Genomic DNA, 17,666 nt, shown 5'->3' with positions numbered 1-17,666 from the left:
ATATTTTCCTTTCCTGATCCAAGTTTTTTATACATAACTGTACAGGCCGCGCACTGAAACCTCGCCGGAATGCACTTCCGCGATCGTTCCATCCTCTTTTCTCACACGCAGCTCACCCGTCGACGTGATGCCGAGCGCCACACCCTCGAACGGCTCTTTCGGATCCAGCACACGCACCGGCTGATCCTTATTTGCAAGTACAGCCTCATAGGCTTCCTGCAGCGCCGAGAGATCTCCCGCCTCCAGGAATTTTTCGTAATTCTCCTCGAACGCCTCCAGCACCGCTGCGACTATTTTCGCCCGATTGACCGGATGCCCCATTTCGATCGCCAGTGACGTCGCGATCTCAGCAATTTCTTCCGGAAACTCCGTCTGGTTCACATTGATTCCCGTTCCAATGACGACATAATTGATGTAATCGATCTGTGCACTCATCTCGGTTAAGATTCCGCAGAGCTTTTTCCCGTTCAGCACCGCATCGTTCGGCCACTTAATTCTCGTGTCGACGCCGAGCGCTCTCTGTACCCCCTGCACAACAGCAAGTCCCATCACAATCGTCAGCATCGGCGCTTTGGCCGGCTCGAGATCCGGGTACAGCAGGAGGGACATCGAAACGGAAGTTCCCTCCGGCGATTTCCAGACTCTTCCGCGGCGGCCTTTTCCAGCGGTCTGCGTCTCGGCCGTTGTCAGTGTACCGTTCGGCGCTCCTTCTTCCGCCAGGCGCTTCGCCCACGTATTTGTCGAATCTACTTCATGGCTGTAATAGACCGTCTGTCCAACATATTTCGTATGCGTGCGGCTTTCCAGCTCGTCCTTCGTCATCAGATCCGGCTCGTTCAGCAGACGGTAACCTTTATTCTGTACCGCCTCGATCTCGTATCCTTCCTCTTTTAACTGATTCATGATCTTCCACACTGCAGTACGGGAAATTCCAAAATGTTCACACAAATCCTGACCCGAAACATTTTCTCCTGATTCTCGCAGAAGGCGCAGTGTCTCAGCTCTTTTATTTTCCAGCATATGATATCTTCACACTCCTCACATAAACCAACAGCAGCGCTGCGAAAGACGTGCTCCGCAGCGCTGCTGTACGTGTCTTGCCATTCTTCTATTATACACAGTCTGTTCCGGTTTTTCCACCAGAAAGTTTATGCACCAAGCGTTGCTGCCATCACAGCTTTGATCGTGTGCATGCGGTTCTCTGCTTCCTCGAAGACTCTCGACTGTGCGGACTCAAATACCTCATCGGTAACTTCCATCTCATCCAGTCCGTAACGGTCGTGGATCTCTTTTCCAATCTTTGTTTTCAGATCGTGGAACGACGGCAGGCAGTGCAGGAATACCGCGGTATCCTTGGCATTTGCCATTGCTTCTTTTGTCACGCGGTACGGAGTCAGATCGTGGATTCTCTCCTCCCATACGCTGTCCGGCTCACCCATGGATACCCAGACATCCGTATAGATAACATCGGCGTCTTTCGTTCCCTCTTTTACATCCTCGGTGAGGGTGATGGTTGCGCCGCTCTCCTTTGCATACTCTTCACACTGTGCAACGAGTTCCGCGTTCGGGAAGTATTTCTTCGGTGCGCAGGCTACAAAATCCATACCCATTTTTGCAGATGCAATCATCAGGGAATTTCCCATGTTGTAGCGGGCGTCGCCCATGTAAACGAGTTTGATGCCTTTTAAGTGGCCGAACTCTTCCTGGATTGTCAGCATATCGGCGAGCATCTGGGTCGGGTGGTACTCGTTGGTCAGTCCGTTCCATACCGGGACTTTGGAATATTTTGCCAGCTCCTCTACGATCTCCTGGCCGAATCCACGGTACTCAATTCCCTCATACATTCCTGCAAGAACGCGGGCCGTATCTTTGATGCTCTCTTTTTTACCGATCTGGGAACCGGTCGGGTCAAGATAGGTGGTTCCCATGCCGAGATCATGTGCGGCTACTTCGAAGGAACAGCGGGTTCTGGTGCTGGTTTTCTCGAAGATCAGCGCAACGTTTTTACCGCGCAGGGTGTCCACCGGAATGCCTTTCTTTTTCTTATCCTTCAGCTCTGCGGACAGATCCAGCAGATAGGAAATCTCTTCCGGGGTGAAATCCTTTAATGTCAGAAAATCGCGTCCTTTTAAATCCATGGTGTGTTCCTCCTTAAATATATCGGTATGTAATGTATTTTTATCGCTTAAGATGGTTTCTATTATGAAACAGGCCGGCGCATCTGTCAAGGGGTGAAATGTATATTTTTACGTATTTTACTTGTATTATTCATAATATATGTATTTTTATACATTTTTATTCTGTTATTCTTACCGGCAACTACAGAATCTGCCAGTGGCAGCTCCCTCCGGATGCAGAGCAATAAAAAATTCTCCCGTGTCCGGCATGATGCGTTTCACGGGAGAATCCTGCTTTTTTATTTCTGTCCTTCTTTCCCTGCCGGGCCTTTCTGCTCTTCCACGATTCCCTTGAATGTGGTAGCCAGACTTGCCAGTCCCTGCAGATCGGACGGAACAACAATCTTCGTTGCTTTTCCATTCGCCAGAACACCAAGTGCCTCGAGACTCTTTAAGGTAAGAACCGCATCGTCAGCACCTGCCTCTTTGATGGCACGGATACCATCGGCATTTGCCTGCTGTACTTTGAGGATCGCCTCCGCCTGGCCTTCTGCCTCGCGGATTCGTTTCTCTTTTTCTGCCTCAGCACGAAGAATCGCTGCCTGCTTCTCTGCCTCTGCATCCAGGATCGCAGACTGTTTTTTACCTTCGGCAACCAGGATGGTCGATTTTTTCTCACCTTCTGCAATCAGGATTGCTTCACGGCGTTCACGCTCTGCTTTCATCTGTTTCTCCATGGCTTCCTGAATGGCTGCCGGAGGCATGATGTTTTTCAGCTCAACACGGTTGACTTTAATGCCCCACGGGTCGGTTGCGATATCGAGAGCTGCCTGCATCTTCGTGTTGATAATCTCACGGGATGTCAGTGTTTCGTCCAGCTCCAGATCTCCGATGATGTTTCGAAGTGTCGTTGCGGTCAGGTTTTCAATGGCCATCAGCGGATTTACAACACCGTATGCGAACAGCTTCGGATCGGTAATCTGGAAAAATACGACCGTATCAATCTGCATCGTAACGTTATCTTTTGTAATGACCGGCTGCGGCGGGAAATCCACCACCTGCTCTTTTAAGTTCACGCGGATTGCCACGCGCTCGATAAACGGAACCTTAAAATGAAGACCGGTTGCCCAGGTGCCTTTGTATTTTCCAAGACTCTCAACAACGTAAGCACTGGCCTGCGGCACGATCTTCACACACGATGCTGCAATAAACAGTACAATCACAAGAAGAAAAATCATTAAAATTCCTGCAATTCCTCCACCACTCATGTTTCATTTCCTCCTTCTTTTTCTTTGACCTTTACAATCAGCTTGACGCCTTCCACACGGAGCACTTCCACCACGGTCTCTTTCGGGATAATGCCTCCTTCGCTTTCCGTTCTCGCAGTCCAGGTGTTTCCGCCCAGCGATACCTTTCCGGTGCCTGCCAGGTTGGAAATCTCTTCTGCGACGATCCCTTCCATTCCAATCACGCGGTCTACATTTGTTTTTAAGGTATCCTTATTCAGGAAACGGACGGCTACAGGACGTGTAAAAATCAGAAGTATCAGCGATACAACAAGAAAGCAGACCATCTGAATTACAAATCCGGCTCCGCACATAGCTGCGATCAGAGCAATCAGGGCGCCGCCCGCAAACCAGATGGTTGCCAGACCTAACGTTGCCGCCTCAATCACCAGCAAAACCACAAGCGCAATCAGCCAGTACACTGCATATTCCATGCTCCTCTCTCCTTTCCGATTTCTTGGCTGTTGGATTCATGATACTATATGAGAATGAAAATAGCAAGCGGAGAGGTGGAATATTCAGAAAAAAGACAGGATTTTAAGAACTGGTCGCACAGAGACAGCGCAGAAAACCCGATCTTCTTATTCTTCCATCACATCTTTTCATTTTAAAACGGCTACAACCATTCTTTACACACTCCTATCTGTTGTGATGCAGTTATAGAAACGAAGAAATTTGTAATGTTTAAAGCGTTCGAAAAAGCAGATTACATTTTCATAACGTTTTGCACCTGTGTGAAGTGAAAGGAATGGCTATAAAAATGAAAAACTGGAAAACAGCTCTTTCAAGAAGGAAATAAAGAAAGGAAATATAAAGACTGATTTTTTATTTATAAACTATCAATTCCAAGGCTTGACATCCATACAAAAACAGCTGCCACAACAAAATACATATGCATCTGTATAAAAAGTACCAAGGTAAATGCTAATAATTTCCAAAACAGCGATTTAATCTGCCTTGTATAACGAATGCACTCTTTTAGTGTCAGTTTTTGTTCTACAAACGGGTTTCTGCTGTATTGCTTTAATATCTTCGCCGCGACACGAATTTTTTTCCCTTGATATGTCATTTCTTCTTTGGCAAGATACATTGCACCAATGAGCAGATGAAAGAAAATCAGATCTCCATATTCTCTGGAAAGATGCTTTTCTTTCAGAAACTGTTCAAAATCAGATGCAATCAAAATCCAGTTTCTCATCAGATTCTTTTTCGGTTGATATGTCAGGGACTGGAGATTTTCACGGTAAAGAACGATGCTCTGTGGGACAAAAGCATATTTCGGATGGCATGCACAGCATCTAAAATTATGTGCCTTGTCTTCGGCGTAACTGTATGGGGGAATCCACAAATCGTGAGACTCCAGAAAAGATTTGCGGTAGAGTTTTCCCCAGTCGTAAGAAAGCGTTCCTTTTTGAAAAAATCCATGAAACCGGAACTCTGCGCTGTCCGGGTTTTCTTTTTCCAGATTACTGCAGCATTTCACTTTTTCGCCATTCGCCCTCCATCTGCGATATGTTCCGATCACAATATCTGCCTGCTCTCTTTCTGCCCGTGCGGCAAGGGAACGTATGGCAGATGAATCGTCCAGCTTGTCGTCTGCATCCAGGAAGAGAAGATATTTTCCTGTTGCTTCTTTTATCCCTGCATTTCTGGCTGCTCCACTGCCTTTATTATTCTGATGAATCACACGGATTCTTGGATCTGCTGCAGCAAGTTCCTCACACATTTGATTGGAACGATCTGTTGAACCGTCATTCACCAAAACAATCTCCAACTCTGAATAGTCCTGTTTTCGTACGCTCTCAACACACTCCGTCAGAAATTTTTCCGCCTGATAGACCGGAATAATCACACTTACCAGTGGATAAAACATCTTTTTTCTTTCCTCTTCTCCTATTCTTTGTACCCAAAATATAGCGGATTTTTAAAGAAACGTCAACTGAACTTTGCTTTCTTTTTGTTTTCATTTACAAATGTCTCAGCGTATTGATTCCTCCATTATTCTATAAAACAAGCTATTTCTCATCCACTCTTTACACCACAGTATATGTTGTGCTAAAGTTATAAAAGGGTCAAACATTTGCACACCCATTCCTATTTTTCCTGAAAACATTTTTCGGATATATTCTGCACGTTGGACATTACTGGCAGTATTCCTACTTAGCAGTTGCATCAATATATGGCTTTGGCGAACAGATCATAAAAAAATACGTTTTATCTGTCTGGATGCTTTTGTCATGTTGTTAATCATGAATCTTGGAAATGGATATATCCATTATTACCAGATGCTATCTTAAATAAAATACCAGAAAATGAGCGGTCCAGTGTATATAATTATGAGACAAGTTCCCAATGGCTGCTGTCTGGACTTGAACCTTATGACAAATACTGTATTACAGCAGACCATTTTTCGATGCTTTCAAATGAAATTTTTCAGCATATTCAAAATTTATTCGAGCACAGAGAGCCTATGTACATAGTAACAGGGCGCAATGTGCAGATTCAAAACCAAATTGTACAAACATATCTGGAAAAAGATTATACTGAATTGTATACCAACAACATTTATACATTATATCAAAAAATTCCTTAAACACTAAATAAATCGTTCTCACTATTAAAGTAAAGAAAAAAATATATCAACTTCTACAAAGAAAATTGAACAACTTTGACAATGTAAACTGATTTTTTGTACTGTTTCGTTATCGAAAGTATACTGTTTTTTTTGGTACAATATACGAAAGGATCGTTACAAATGAAAAAACAGATCATTGATTTTGTCATCACATGGGTGGACGGATCAGACCCCTTATGGTTTCGCCAAAAACAGAACGCCAAAAAAAAGCAAGGAGTTTCTGTTGATATCGACGACCGTATTGAACGCTATCGCGACTGGGAAATTCTAAAGTATCTATTTCGTTCGATAGAAAACTTTGCTCCATGGGTAAATAACGTATATTTTGTAACATGCGGTCATCTGCCGGCGTGGCTCAATACAGAATGTCCAAAATTGCAGATTGTTTCACACAAAGATTTTATTCCCGAAAAATATCTCCCCACCTTTAACTCGCATTCCATTGAGTGGAATTTCCACCGGATAAAAAATCTGTCGGAACACTTTGTTTATTTTAATGATGATATGTTTTTGCTGCATCCAATAAAGCCAACCGATTTTTTTGAAAACGGAAAACCCGTTGATATGCTTGCCCTGCAGCCCGATGTTGCAAACGTAGAAGATACCATTATGCCATATATCTATCTGAACAATACTATGCTGCTTGCCAAGTACTTTGACAAACGGGAAAACATGAAAAAGCAGCCAGGTGCCTATTTTCACATCGGATATCCTCCCATGTACTTTGGATATAATCTTCTGGAAATGGCATTTCCACGATTTACCGGTTTTTACACCGTTCATGGCCCGTCTCCTTTGAAAAAGGAGACTTATCGTTTCTTCTGGGAAAAGGAAGAAGAATTGTTAGACGGTGTCTGCAGCCACCCATTTCGTCATAAAGATGATGTGAGCCAATATGTTCTGCGGGAATATCAGAAACTGAGTGGTGATTTCGTTCCAAGAAACACGCACAAGTTCTGTAAATACTTCAATTTAAAACCGGAAAACCCGGAACTGGTAAAGACAATCACAAAGCAGACTGCAAAGTGCATCTGCATCAATGACAGCAATTTTGAAATCCCATATGAACATGTAAAACGGGAACTGAACGATGCCTTTTCCAAACTTTTTCCGCAGAAATCACAGTTTGAAAAGTAAATTTTGTTCCATATTCAGAGGCGGAAATTTATCTGCATCTATTTTGGCATTACGTTATCGGAACGTTCTTGTTTTTTAATCGAAATAGTAACATTTTTACCCCAAATCTATTGACATTTGCGGGATTTTCCTCCTATAATAAGAATTGTAACCAAGGATGATTTTGCAAGAAAAGGACGTGAATATATATGACTAAAAATTACACAAAACCAATCGTTACAATTGATTCTGGTATGGCAGAAGGTGTTTATGCGGCAAGTGGATGTTATACTGCATCTGCATATATTCACCAGACTCCAGAAAACGGACGTGGCGATTACCGTATTCAGGTAAATGGAAAGCATAATGCTGATCATACCAAGGAAGCCCAGGTTCTGACTATCAGTTTCAACCAGAATGTTACTTATGTTTCTGGCGGCGCAGGACTTATTTCCGGTAACGAAACCACTACACTGAAAGTAAAACTGGCTTATCATCAGAATCCAACCGATAATATCGGTTTCGGTGACTTGGTTGTTACTTCCGATGCAGGTCTTGCAATTACTGGAGTAAGCATTACCGATTAATGGATCACTTCCCGTATTCTAAAAAATGGAATGCCTTTTGGCATTCCATTTTTTATTCGCTTGTAACCTGTTTTTACAAATTCGGCTCCAAATTTTGCAGGTACTTTCAATTCTGCAACTTTCTTCAATTTTAGAAATCCTTCTCCATCTCCAAAATTTCTTTCTCGCCCAGCTCCTCACACTTCTTTCCTCGAATCGCATACACTCTCGTACAGATTCCAAGCACCGTCGGCCGGTGTGTCGTTACAATGCAGGTTCGCGGATACGTATCTGTCATAATATTTTTCAGCACTTTCCGTTCCGTCGCCACATCGAGCGCCGAAGTTGCTTCATCCAGCAGCAAAATCGGAGATTTTCGAAGCAGTGCACGCGCAATCGAAAGCCGCTGTGCCTGTCCTTCTGAGAATCCGCCGCCGCGTTCTTTCACCATACTTTCAATACCATCCGGCAGTTTCTCCACAAATTCCCATGCACATGCCAGTTTCAACGCCTCCACGATCTCTTCATCTGTGGCTTCCGGTTTCACATTTCGCATATTTTCTGCAATTGTTCCTGAAAACATCGTATTCCCCTGTGGCACATAAGAAAACAATTTCCTTGTGGACGGCGACAGTGCAATCCGTTGTTCTCTGTCTTCCCCTGCACCAATCCATGCTTCTCCCCCCTGGGCACGCAGCAAGGATAAGATCAGCCGCAGCATCGTTGTCTTTCCCTCGCCGGACGGGCCGACGAGTGCAATAATTTCATGCGGCCACGCTTCCAGTGATGCTTTCGAAAACACTTCTGTTCCCGTATGGTAGGTATAGCTCAAGTCCTCCATAGCAAGCCCGATGCCGCTTGCCCGGTATTTTTCTGCAAACTGCTCCACTTCCCGATCCGCACTGTAGTCCTCCTGCGGCATCTCCACAATATCCATCAGACGGCCGGCTGAGATGCCAAGAGAAATCGCCGATGGCACAAGGCTGACCAGCGAATTGACGGAACCCGTCAGTGTACCGGACAGAGACAGAAACATGGTCATGGTTCCGTAAGAAATTGCCCCGCTCCAGACACGGTAAATTCCCCATCCGTAGCAGCTGTAAGATACAAGATAGCTGATTAACGTCATCAGAAGCGAGGTTGCAATCGACATTTTCTGGAAATCCAGGCGCATTTTGATGTATTCCTGCTGCAGATTTTTCAGGCGATCGACATAAAAGCGGATCATATCGAATGCCTTGATTGTCTGAATATTGGAAAATGCTTCCTGATTAAATCCGTAAAGTTTCGCACTCATCTGTGCGCTCCGCTGGTTATTGTTCGTCATCCGGCGCAGCAGCGGGCGGGACAGAAGCGCACTGAACGGGATGCCAAGCAATGCAAAAATGGCAAAGGTGGGATCATAATGTACCACAATCGCCAATGCACTGATAAATTTCACAGTATAGATCACAAGATTCGGCAGCCAGTTCAGGATACCACTGGAAATATTTGAAGCATCAGAACTCCACCGTGTTACCAGATCTCCGGTATGATACGCTGTCAGCGATTCCCAGTCCGTGACCAGAATCTTGGCAAAAATATCATTCTGGATTTCGCGGTCTACCTTCAGGTTAATCATCGTAGATGCATACGCAGATGCCTGCGAAATCAGGGTATTTCCAAAAGAAAAGCCGATCATCAGTGCGAAGGTCTGCAAAAGTTTTCCTGTCTGGTGCCCGGTGATAATATCAACCAGATCTTTCGATATCACACTGGACGCAAGAGAAACACCGGTTCCGAAAACACCAAGTGCGGTATAGAAAATCATGGCTTTCCAGTATCGTCTGGCATACTGTGCAATCCACAGAAATTCTTTCCACATCTTCTGAAGCATTTCCGCCTGGAGGCATTTTTTTATTTTTGTCCACAAGTTTCTCATTTTAAAGCCTCCTGCGCAAGTTCATCCTCCGTGATTCTGTGATGCATCACTTCTGCCGCTGTATCATTTTTCGTACAGCGCAGGAAGTAAACCGGCTTTTCATTTGCAATTTCTTCCGCAAAAGCAAGATTCTTTTTCATCAGCCCTGCCGTCCAGGGCGGCGAGATCATCCGCTGCATCACACGGAGTGTTTTCTGCTCTTTCGTCAGGGAAACGATTTTATCCTCCGGCGCTTTTTCCAGCAGCACAATCCCTCCCAGCTCTTTCTTTTCGACTGTGAAAATTTCTGATGTGCCGCACCACGGGATTCCGTATACTACAAACTGATCGCCCTCTTTTCCTATGAGGTTCAGATCTCCGTTCAGAAACGGCGTGTCAAACAGTTTTTTCCAAAGTGCCGTATGAGTCGATTTTCCCATTCCCGACGGACCGGAAAACAGCCATGCTTTTTCCAGATAAAGAAGAGATGCGGAATGCAGCGCAAACATGCCTTTTTTCTGTGCCAGGAACAGAAATACCGGCCGGATCGCCAGAAAGAGGGAATCCTGCTCTTCTTCTGTCATAGGCAGACGGTAATAAATACAGGCGAAGCTTCCATCCGCTTTCATCCAGATTTCATAGATATTTTTAAGAGCCGGGAACCAGAGGACATAGCCTTCTTCCCACGCGCAGACTGTCAGATCTTTATTCCGGATCAGAATGTTTCCATTCTGGTGGCTTTCCGGTACATGCTCGATCAATTCTAACGTGAGATCCGCCGCATCCTGCCTATTTTCTGTTTTTATCACCGTTTCTTCCACTTCTTTTTCTCCTGTTTTTTTCGCTGCCTCTCCTTCTGTTTTCTCTGTTGCTTCTTCCTTTCCTCTTTTCTTCTCAAAAGAAGCAAACTGTTTTGGAATGCAGCCCTCTTTTCCATAAACAGCAATGGAAATTCCTGCGATCTTCAATTCTCCGGCGCAAGTTCCATCCGGAGAACCAAGTTCCCGTCGTACCGCACCAAAGGCAAGAAGCTCCTTCACAAAAGCCTGAATATCTTTTTTCAGTTCCTCCTGCTCTTCTTCCGGCACTTCATAACAGCGAATCATTTTCTGCTGAAGTTCTTCCATTGTTTTTGGTGTTTCCAGCGCTTCCCAGAGAATCCGTGCGGTCTCATTCAGCTCCATTCCTCGCTGCTGGTCTGCTATTTTCTGCCCATAAGGCAGAAGATAATGTGTGTCCCCGATTTTCTGCAGTAAATATCCTTCCTGCCTTCTGATTCTCATAATCTGATTTCCCTTCCTGTGTTTGTTTTCTTATATTTGCTGTCTTTCGTTTTGTATGTAAAGTTATGCTTTTTCTGCTCATCATCCTTTTTATTTTCAGGGTAAGCTGTTATAATAAAATTCAGGTAACTATTCAGAGCCACTCGTCAAAATGCCACGCATTTCGTCGGTTCGGCGTATCCGCCAAATGGAGTTTTTTATGTACACTTACGATATTGAACAACTTTTAAAAAACGGTTCTGCCGTCAAACTGAAACCGCAGGGCTACAGTATGTATCCTCTTTTTCTTCCGGGCCGGGACGAAGCTGTCATTGAACACTGTGTTCCTTCCGAACTTCATCGCGGCGATGTAATTCTGTATCGCCGTGTGCAGGGAATCCTTGTTCTGCACCGCATCTGCCGAATTACCAGGGATGGCTTCTATCTGGTCGGGGACAATCAGACCGAAGTGGAAGGACCTCTTTCCCCGGAGCAGATTCATGGAAAACTGACTGGTGTCGTACGCAATGGAAAATCGTTTTCTGTTTCGCATCCAATTTATCGGATGCTTTCTTCCATCTGGCTCTTTTTACGCCCTGTCCGCCCGTTTTTCTGGTCGGTAACGGCTTTTTTCCGCAGGTTTTTTCAGAAGCACTGATTTTTTCATTGTCCTCTCCGAATTTTTTTCAAAATGCACAGAGAAATTTCTATTGCATCAGGCTTTTCGCATTCCCTTCACCATGGTTACAATGCTCTGAAGTCTCCAGCCTCTTCCAAAGATCACCAGATCCAGCAGCAGCGGAATCGCAATACACAGGAGAAAGCAGACGCAGAACAGAAGCATACCGCCTGCTCCGTATATCAGTGGTACGATTTTCTGCATCAGCAGAACTTCGCCCGCTATGACTGCCAGATACTCTCCGATATCCTGCGCATACCGCAGCGCCTCTCCCGGCATCTCGAGGAAATCCCGGAAATAAATGATATACCGATACAAGATCTGCAGCAGATAAGACAGTAAGGTTCCAAGCAGAACGCCTGCCATCCCATACGGTTTTACAAGTGCCAGTGACACGATCAGATTAAGAAGTGCGGAGGATGCTCCGACATTTTTCTCTTTTTCAAACAGTCCCGTCACGCCCATCACAAGGCTGAGCGGCAATCCCATAATTCGAACCAGCAATACTACAATACAAAAAACAGTAATTCCCCAGCCAAGTTCGTAGGAAGGACCAAGCCAGATATCACGGACAAATGGTGTAATCAGAGAAAACAGGCCAACCGATACAACCGACGCAATGCAGAAAAAGCCAAAGGTCAATTGCCGCAGAATCTCATAATTTCTCTGACGATTTTTTTCTGTAAAATAATCTCCGACCGTCGGCTGGATCGTATTCGCAAGGATCGTGAGAATATTGCTGATCGCCTGCGTAATCATACAGTAATTTGCATATCGTCCTACCGTACCGACCCCGATAAAACCGGAAATAATCAGGTTGTCCGTGCAATACAGCATTTTTTCTGAAATTCTGGAAATAAACAGGCTTTTCAGATCTCTTACAATTCTTTTCGTCAGAGACGATGTGCTCTTTTCTTTTCTCCGCTGGCGCAAAAACGGATATTTCTGCTCCACATACCAGCTGATCCAGATATTCAGCACGACTTCCGTTACGGTTCCAATACCAAGCGCCAGCAGATAATTCTGTTCCCATGTAACCAGCAGAATAATCGCCAGATAGCTGACCACATTTAAAATCAGTCCGGTGATGCTTGCAATGTATTCTTTCTGATCCGCAATCAGCAACGACTTCCGGTACGTTAAAAGATAAGAAAGAACGGTTCGAACCAGCCACATCGCATACAGAACGCGGATATAGGATAACGAATAACTGTTATTTTTCATAAAAAGGTGGATGAACGGCAGAACCGCCATTCCCGCCGCAAATACAAGAACAGCAAAGACGTGATATGCCTTTCGGTAAAGATTCATCAGCGATGCAATCTCTGCCTCATCCTTTCTTGCAAGCGCGCCATACAAATGGTAAACGATTGCCGTGGATATGCCAAGCTCCGTCACGGAAAGGATATTGATGACATTGGAAATAACACCATTCATTCCAACCAGCTCCGCGCCCATGTACAGGTTCATGGCACGCTGGCTGAAAAAGCCGAGGATCAGAAGCGCAAACTGTGAAAGCATACTGAAAAAACTGTTTCGGAATAAATTTTTAATGCGCATAAGTTCCTCCTTCTTCTCGTTTTTATAACATGCTACGCGGGTAAACAGTTCCGTAATTTTACATCACTCTTATTTTCCACTGTTTTCATGGATTTTGTAACATTAAAATGGTATCATATATCTAATACCTGCTATCGTTGCTGCCGTTTCCAGATACCTGTGAATGGCAGTATCCCTTTTGGAAAGGCTTTCCTTTATGAAAACAAATAGAAAAAAATCATTTTCTCATCTTCTGTTTTTTCTTCTGCTTCTGGTATTCCTTGCACTGTTCGCATTTCTTGGTATCCGTTCTTTTTATCGTGCGAATTACATGCCGGAACCATGCACAGAATCCGCAGACGAGTTATCCAATCCATACATTGGATTTTATCACATGTATGGCTATGTTCTTGGAAGCGATACGCTCTCGAATCTTCCTGCCGCCTCCGATAACACTGCCTCTGATTCCGACGCCAAAAACAGGCAGGGAATTGTCATGCTGGAAGTGAATCTGCAGAATTTTTCAAACGAAGATCTATCCGATTCAGCTCTTTCCCAGCTTGATACCATTCTCTCTGCCTGGAAGAAACATGGCAGTCAGGTGATCTTACGTTTTCTCTACGACTGGGATGGAAAAGCAATGGAAACAGAGCCGCAAAGTCTGGAGCAAATTCTGCGTCACATGGACCAGACAGCTGAAGTTGTAAATCGCTACACGGACTGTGTTTTTCTGATGCAGGGCATTTTTGTCGGAAACTGCGGGGAAATGAACAATTCTCACTACATGTCCGATGAGGACTGTACTACCCTGATGCACCATCTGGCAGAGGTAACGGATCCTTCGGTTTTTCTGTCTGTCCGCACACCGGTACAGAGGCGGAAAATTCTGGATTCCTCCGAACGGCCGACAAAGGAAACAGCTTTTGATGGTTCGCTTTCCTCCCGGCTTGGACTGTTTAACGATGGTATGCTCGGAACGGCCAACGATACCGGCACTTATGGTGATACCGCTGCCTCCGCAGACACTTACCGTTCCGCCTGGGTTCGTGAGGATGAGCTTTCCTTCCAGAATGAACTCTGCAATTTCGTCCCAAACGGCGGCGAGGTCACTCTGGATAACCCATTGAATGATCTCGCACATGCCATTCAGGATTTATCGCGCATGCATGTCTCCTATCTGAATTCGGAACACGATCCCGCGGTTCTGGATAAATGGAAAGCAGCTGCTTACAAAGACGAAGCTTCCGTTTTTAACGGATTGTCCGGCTATGATTATATCGAGCGTCATCTGGGATACCGCTATGTCATCCAGGACACTGATTTGGATTCGTCTGATTTTCAGATACAGCTGGAAAATGTTGGTTTTTCTGTCTGCTATCGAAAACTGGATTTACAGCTCACCCTGGTTTCTTCCGATGGTGAGGTTTTCTCATTTCCCATCTCTTCGGATTCCAGATTCTGGATACCGGGGACTACTGCAGAGCTCTCTGTTTCTCTCCCGCTTGCGAGACTCGCCAAAGGAAGTTATACGGTATATTTCCAGATGACGGATCCTGTTCTGCAAAGGGAAATTTTGCCCGCAAACACATTTTCTCATGATACGCATGGATTTTCGATTGGTACGCTCGAAATCAGCAAATTATATTAAAACAATCGGGTCAATTTTGAAAATTCCCAAAAAGGGGCGTCCCTGTTTTTCTCCCTGATTGGCAAATGAAATAGTTCTTCCATCCCGCCTGCGGTACAGCGCCAGATACAGTTTCTGTTCTTCTGGTTCTGCTAATTCCGCAGGCAGTTTTATTTTCTGGCAAAGAGTGGTTTTTTCTCCGCTCTTCCAGAGTCTCGCATCTGTTGCAATCTGTATTTTTTTCTGAAGCGTTCCGTTTCTTTCCAGCTCCAGATAACAGTCTGCCTCTTCGGTCAGTTCTGCAAATCCTTTGTTTTCCAGTGTAATCTGAAGTTCTTCCCTTTCCGAAACAAACTCCACACCTTCCACAACAAACCGATAGCCGAGACGTTTTCCAATTGCCTCCAGGCCGCTTTCGTCCTCGACCGTTTCTGCTTTCCATTGTTCCAGCCGTCGTAAATCATACGTACTGTTCAGATAGGAAATATGCATTCTTTCGAGATCCGCCATTGCTTTTGGGGCCGAGACGAAAGGAGCCGGTTCTGCCCCACTTCCCCATATGGTCTCTCCGCCGCAAAATTTTCCGCACATTTCGTTTTTCTGCCATTCCAGTTCTTCTTCCCGGCTGCAGATTTTCTGTCCCGGTGTTTCCGGTGACAGTGTGCCATACGTTCCAAGATCCGTTTCCGATCCGAATATCCCATCGTTAAACAGAGTCAGTTTTTTCTTTTCCTGCTCCGTCCATCCCAAAGTCAGTTCCCGCCACTGCGCCGGTTTCCGCACTGCAACCGGGCAGGCGCCGTCCACTGCTTTTATCATGGTATCGGTCAGGGTTCGAAAGGCATCCGGGGTCAGATAACGGGAACCGTGCATTTCGCCCCAGTTCCCGATCAGAATTCCCTGTACTGCAAAAATATCGTCCGCATATTCCCGAATGACTTCTCCGATCTGCTGCATATGTTCTTCCACCAGACGGATACTGCCCGGCTCTTTCTCCAGTCCTTTTCCCTCAAGATCATAGGAAAACCGCAGGATCATTCCTTTTCTTTTCTCCCGAAAAAATGCCAGAATCCTTCGAATCCATTCCAGAGACGGTTCTGAAATCGGCTTGTCCCGGAATGCTCCGATATCAATTCTGAGAAGGACAAGTTCTTCCTCTTCACAGGCGATGTAGAGCGGTTCCCCGGTTTGCGCCGCGTTGAAAGTATATAAATGATACCAGCCACACCCGGGATTCTGTATCGCTTTCCTGCTTTCCTGAAGTATCGCTTTCTGGAAAAGCTCTTTTTTATCCTGTTTTCCCCGCAGTTCTGGAAATTCTTTCTTTTCTGCCCTGCCTTTAGCTTCTCTTCCCTTCTGCCAGCTCAGGATACTTTTTATCTTCTCTCTCCACATCAATCCGTCCTGCTCCTGCATCCATTTTCAATACCTTACACCGGAAAATCACAGCCAGGACACTGTAAAACATCCGCATCATATACCAGATTGGCTTCAAACCAGAATGCATGCTTTTCCCCGAAGTCCGAGCATGCATAACAGCTGGAATCTCCACAACTTTAAAATCAAGAAGCAGCATCTGAGTAATCATATTAGTATCCGGATATTTATCATCGAAATGATTATATTTGGAATAGTATAAAACAGCTTTCCGGCTTAAACCCTGCAGTCCGGTTGTCGGATCCGCAATTTTCCGTCCAGTTGCCAAATACAGCATTTTTCGAAACAGGACAAATGCCATTTTTTTTGCAAAGGAAACTTCAAACTCTGTACTCCCCTTCATGAAACGGGATCCAAGCACAATGTCCGGCGTTCTTCCATCATCATCTTTTTCCTTTAATCTCTGGTAAATTTTCGGGATATTGCACACATCGTGCTGCCCATCCGCATCCATCTGAATAACATAAGAATAGCCCCTTCGGATTGCATATTTATATCCAAGCTGCAGCCCACTGCCATATCCCAGATTAAAAACATGAGTAACCACCGCACAGCCATATTCCTTCGCCAGCCAGTTGGTATTGTCAGAAGAAGCATCGTTCATGACCAGCACATCAACAATATCTGCTATCTCCGGCTGCGCCAGCTGTTTCATGACCTTTTCTATATTTTTTTCCTCGTTGTATGCCGGAATAATCAGCAGTACCTCTTTTTGTCTCATATGTATGTCCGCCTCATTTCATTAGATTCAGCAGTTTCCAGATTTCCTCTGTCTGACCGTTCATTTTCTGTTTTGCCGCTGCTGCAAGCCGTTCCCGTTTCTTCGGATCATCCAGCAGTTCTTCTACTTTTTCGGCAATGCCTTCCGGTGTCAGCGTACAGAGAAGACCATCTTCCCCGTCCACAATCTGCTCTCTGTTTCCCGCACAGTCCGATGCAATCACAGCACAGCCAAGTGTCTGCGCTTCCTGGATGGCGATGCTTTTTCCTTCAAACCGTGTTGCATGAACGTAGAGATCACACTGTGCATAATAAGGAAACAGATTCTCTTTTGCACCCGGCAGCTGGAAATCTTCCTGCAGGCCAAGCTCTGCAATCTGCTTTTCGAGCGCATTTCTCTCGGATCCCTCTCCCAGTACATACCATCGCGCCTCATAGCCATCTTCGCGGATCTTTTTCATGGCCGGAATTGCGATGTCATATGCTTTCTGATAGGCCAGTCTTCCGACAGTTAAGATTCGAATTCCTGTATAGGAATCTGAAAAACCGCCCGGCAGCTGCGCCTCACGCGCAATCCGGTCTGTATCGAGAATATTGTGAAAAACCTGCACTTTCTTCTCATATTCCGGATAAAATTCCAGAAAATGACGGCGCGTCTCCTGCGAAACGGTAAAGATCTGATCCATCTTTTCGTAGCAGTCCCGATCCATTTCCCTTGTATAACCGGAATTGCCGTATGCAATATGGACAAAGGCAGCTTTTTTCTTAGCATTCACATGATC

General features: G+C 45.2%; 16 protein-coding genes. 4 read left to right on the top strand and 12 right to left on the bottom strand.

Annotated elements, in window-relative coordinates; all coding sequences use genetic code 11:
• Window positions 1–27 precede the first annotated feature (27 nt).
• The 5 genes from DWW13_RS05110 to DWW13_RS05090 form a co-directional block, all read right to left on the bottom strand.
• A complete protein-coding gene (locus tag DWW13_RS05110; protein ID WP_055220867.1) occupies window positions 28–1,020 on the bottom strand; it encodes a biotin--[acetyl-CoA-carboxylase] ligase in 993 nt (330 codons plus the stop codon).
• Between the two features lie 128 nt (window positions 1,021–1,148).
• Window positions 1,149–2,138 carry an ornithine carbamoyltransferase gene (gene argF / locus DWW13_RS05105; protein WP_055220869.1) on the bottom strand — a complete coding sequence of 330 codons (990 nt, stop codon included), beginning with the start codon at window positions 2,136–2,138 and terminating at the stop codon, window positions 1,149–1,151.
• Between the two features lie 278 nt (window positions 2,139–2,416).
• Window positions 2,417–3,385 carry an SPFH domain-containing protein gene (locus DWW13_RS05100; protein ID WP_022461086.1) on the bottom strand — a complete coding sequence of 323 codons (969 nt, stop codon included), beginning with the start codon at window positions 3,383–3,385 and terminating at the stop codon, window positions 2,417–2,419.
• A complete protein-coding gene (locus DWW13_RS05095) occupies window positions 3,382–3,837 on the bottom strand; it encodes an NfeD family protein (RefSeq protein WP_055220871.1) in 456 nt (151 codons plus the stop codon). Before DWW13_RS05095 ends, DWW13_RS05100 begins: the two co-directional genes overlap by 4 nt.
• 395 nt (window positions 3,838–4,232) lie before the next feature.
• Entirely contained in the window at window positions 4,233–5,276 is a 1,044-nt protein-coding gene (locus DWW13_RS05090) for a glycosyltransferase family 2 protein (RefSeq protein WP_055220873.1), read from the bottom strand.
• Window positions 5,277–6,158: 882 nt separating this feature from the next.
• On the opposite strand from DWW13_RS05090, the gene DWW13_RS05080 reads away from it, so the two are divergent.
• Together DWW13_RS05080 and DWW13_RS05075 are read left to right on the top strand one after the other, a co-directional pair.
• A complete protein-coding gene (locus DWW13_RS05080) occupies window positions 6,159–7,175 on the top strand; it encodes a Stealth CR1 domain-containing protein (protein WP_117813376.1) in 1,017 nt (338 codons plus the stop codon).
• 188 nt (window positions 7,176–7,363) lie between these two features.
• The gene (locus DWW13_RS05075; protein ID WP_055220877.1) at window positions 7,364–7,741 is read left to right on the top strand and encodes a hypothetical protein; all 378 of its coding nucleotides are present in this window, start codon (window positions 7,364–7,366) and stop codon (window positions 7,739–7,741) included.
• Here the strand turns inward: DWW13_RS05075 and DWW13_RS19730 are convergent.
• Genes DWW13_RS19730 through DWW13_RS05065 form a run of 3 tightly spaced genes read right to left on the bottom strand, consistent with a single transcriptional unit; the run spans window position 7,738 to window position 10,903 of the window.
• Window positions 7,738–7,869 (bottom strand): hypothetical protein, encoded by a 132-nt coding sequence (locus tag DWW13_RS19730; protein WP_256372496.1) that lies wholly within the window; start codon window positions 7,867–7,869, stop codon window positions 7,738–7,740. The two genes, DWW13_RS05075 and DWW13_RS19730, sit on opposite strands and share 4 nt — an antisense overlap.
• A 2-nt stretch (window positions 7,870–7,871) precedes the next feature.
• On the bottom strand, window positions 7,872–9,641 hold the full coding sequence (locus DWW13_RS05070) for a peptidase domain-containing ABC transporter (RefSeq protein ID WP_118719481.1): 1,770 nt from the start codon (window positions 9,639–9,641) through the stop codon (window positions 7,872–7,874).
• Window positions 9,638–10,903 (bottom strand): PqqD family protein, encoded by a 1,266-nt coding sequence (locus DWW13_RS05065; protein ID WP_118719479.1) that lies wholly within the window; start codon window positions 10,901–10,903, stop codon window positions 9,638–9,640. The genes DWW13_RS05070 and DWW13_RS05065 overlap by 4 nt, the downstream gene beginning before the upstream one ends.
• A 199-nt stretch (window positions 10,904–11,102) precedes the next feature.
• Here DWW13_RS05065 and DWW13_RS05060 point away from each other — a divergent pair, with 199 nt between their 5' ends.
• On the top strand, window positions 11,103–11,540 hold the full coding sequence (locus DWW13_RS05060) for a S24/S26 family peptidase (protein ID WP_055220883.1): 438 nt from the start codon (window positions 11,103–11,105) through the stop codon (window positions 11,538–11,540).
• 57 nt (window positions 11,541–11,597) lie between these two features.
• On the opposite strand, the gene DWW13_RS05055 is transcribed toward DWW13_RS05060, so the two are convergent.
• Window positions 11,598–13,121 carry a lipopolysaccharide biosynthesis protein gene (locus DWW13_RS05055; RefSeq protein ID WP_055220885.1) on the bottom strand — a complete coding sequence of 508 codons (1,524 nt, stop codon included), beginning with the start codon at window positions 13,119–13,121 and terminating at the stop codon, window positions 11,598–11,600.
• A 196-nt stretch (window positions 13,122–13,317) separates the two neighbouring features.
• Here DWW13_RS05055 and DWW13_RS05050 point away from each other — a divergent pair, with 196 nt between their 5' ends.
• The gene (locus DWW13_RS05050) at window positions 13,318–14,748 is read left to right on the top strand and encodes a DUF4832 domain-containing protein (RefSeq protein WP_158579751.1); all 1,431 of its coding nucleotides are present in this window, start codon (window positions 13,318–13,320) and stop codon (window positions 14,746–14,748) included.
• On the opposite strand, the gene DWW13_RS05045 is transcribed toward DWW13_RS05050, so the two are convergent.
• The 3 genes from DWW13_RS05045 to DWW13_RS19310 are packed head-to-tail and all read right to left on the bottom strand — an operon-like array spanning window position 14,740 to window position 17,660.
• A complete protein-coding gene (locus tag DWW13_RS05045) occupies window positions 14,740–16,122 on the bottom strand; it encodes a DUF4832 domain-containing protein (RefSeq protein ID WP_158579750.1) in 1,383 nt (460 codons plus the stop codon). The two genes, DWW13_RS05050 and DWW13_RS05045, sit on opposite strands and share 9 nt — an antisense overlap.
• Complete coding sequence (locus DWW13_RS05040) at window positions 16,067–16,885, bottom strand: glycosyltransferase family 2 protein (protein WP_022461099.1); 819 nt, start codon at window positions 16,883–16,885, stop codon at window positions 16,067–16,069. Before DWW13_RS05040 ends, DWW13_RS05045 begins: the two co-directional genes overlap by 56 nt.
• Before the next feature lie 13 nt (window positions 16,886–16,898).
• Window positions 16,899–17,660: a glycosyltransferase gene (locus tag DWW13_RS19310; RefSeq protein WP_243026022.1), complete on the bottom strand. Its 762-nt coding sequence runs from the start codon at window positions 17,658–17,660 to the stop codon at window positions 16,899–16,901.
• Window positions 17,661–17,666: the final 6 nt, after the last annotated feature.

The organism is Blautia sp. AF14-40, from assembly GCF_003479665.1.
GTDB lineage: Bacteria > Bacillota > Clostridia > Lachnospirales > Lachnospiraceae > Fusicatenibacter > Fusicatenibacter saccharivorans.
This window is presented reverse-complemented; position numbering and strand designations above follow the sequence as displayed.

Bases quoted from the DNA above. Each gene is read 5' to 3' on its own strand.
- DWW13_RS05070 (WP_118719481.1), bottom strand. From the start codon at position 9,641: ATGAGAAACTTGTGGACAAAAATAAAAAAATGCCTCCAGGCGGAAATG.
- DWW13_RS05040 (WP_022461099.1), bottom strand. From the start codon at position 16,885: ATGAGACAAAAAGAGGTACTGCTGATTATTCCGGCATACAACGAGGAA.
- DWW13_RS05050 (WP_158579751.1), top strand. From the start codon at position 13,318: ATGAAAACAAATAGAAAAAAATCATTTTCTCATCTTCTGTTTTTTCTT.
- DWW13_RS05110 (WP_055220867.1), bottom strand. From the start codon at position 1,020: ATGCTGGAAAATAAAAGAGCTGAGACACTGCGCCTTCTGCGAGAATCA.
- DWW13_RS05100 (WP_022461086.1), bottom strand. From the start codon at position 3,385: ATGAGTGGTGGAGGAATTGCAGGAATTTTAATGATTTTTCTTCTTGTG.
- DWW13_RS05065 (WP_118719479.1), bottom strand. From the start codon at position 10,903: ATGAGAATCAGAAGGCAGGAAGGATATTTACTGCAGAAAATCGGGGAC.
- DWW13_RS05055 (WP_055220885.1), bottom strand. From the start codon at position 13,121: ATGCGCATTAAAAATTTATTCCGAAACAGTTTTTTCAGTATGCTTTCA.
- DWW13_RS05045 (WP_158579750.1), bottom strand. From the start codon at position 16,122: ATGTGGAGAGAGAAGATAAAAAGTATCCTGAGCTGGCAGAAGGGAAGA.
- DWW13_RS05060 (WP_055220883.1), top strand. From the start codon at position 11,103: ATGTACACTTACGATATTGAACAACTTTTAAAAAACGGTTCTGCCGTC.
- argF (WP_055220869.1), bottom strand. From the start codon at position 2,138: ATGGATTTAAAAGGACGCGATTTTCTGACATTAAAGGATTTCACCCCG.
- DWW13_RS05090 (WP_055220873.1), bottom strand. From the start codon at position 5,276: ATGTTTTATCCACTGGTAAGTGTGATTATTCCGGTCTATCAGGCGGAA.
- DWW13_RS05080 (WP_117813376.1), top strand. From the start codon at position 6,159: ATGAAAAAACAGATCATTGATTTTGTCATCACATGGGTGGACGGATCA.
- DWW13_RS05075 (WP_055220877.1), top strand. From the start codon at position 7,364: ATGACTAAAAATTACACAAAACCAATCGTTACAATTGATTCTGGTATG.
- DWW13_RS05095 (WP_055220871.1), bottom strand. From the start codon at position 3,837: ATGGAATATGCAGTGTACTGGCTGATTGCGCTTGTGGTTTTGCTGGTG.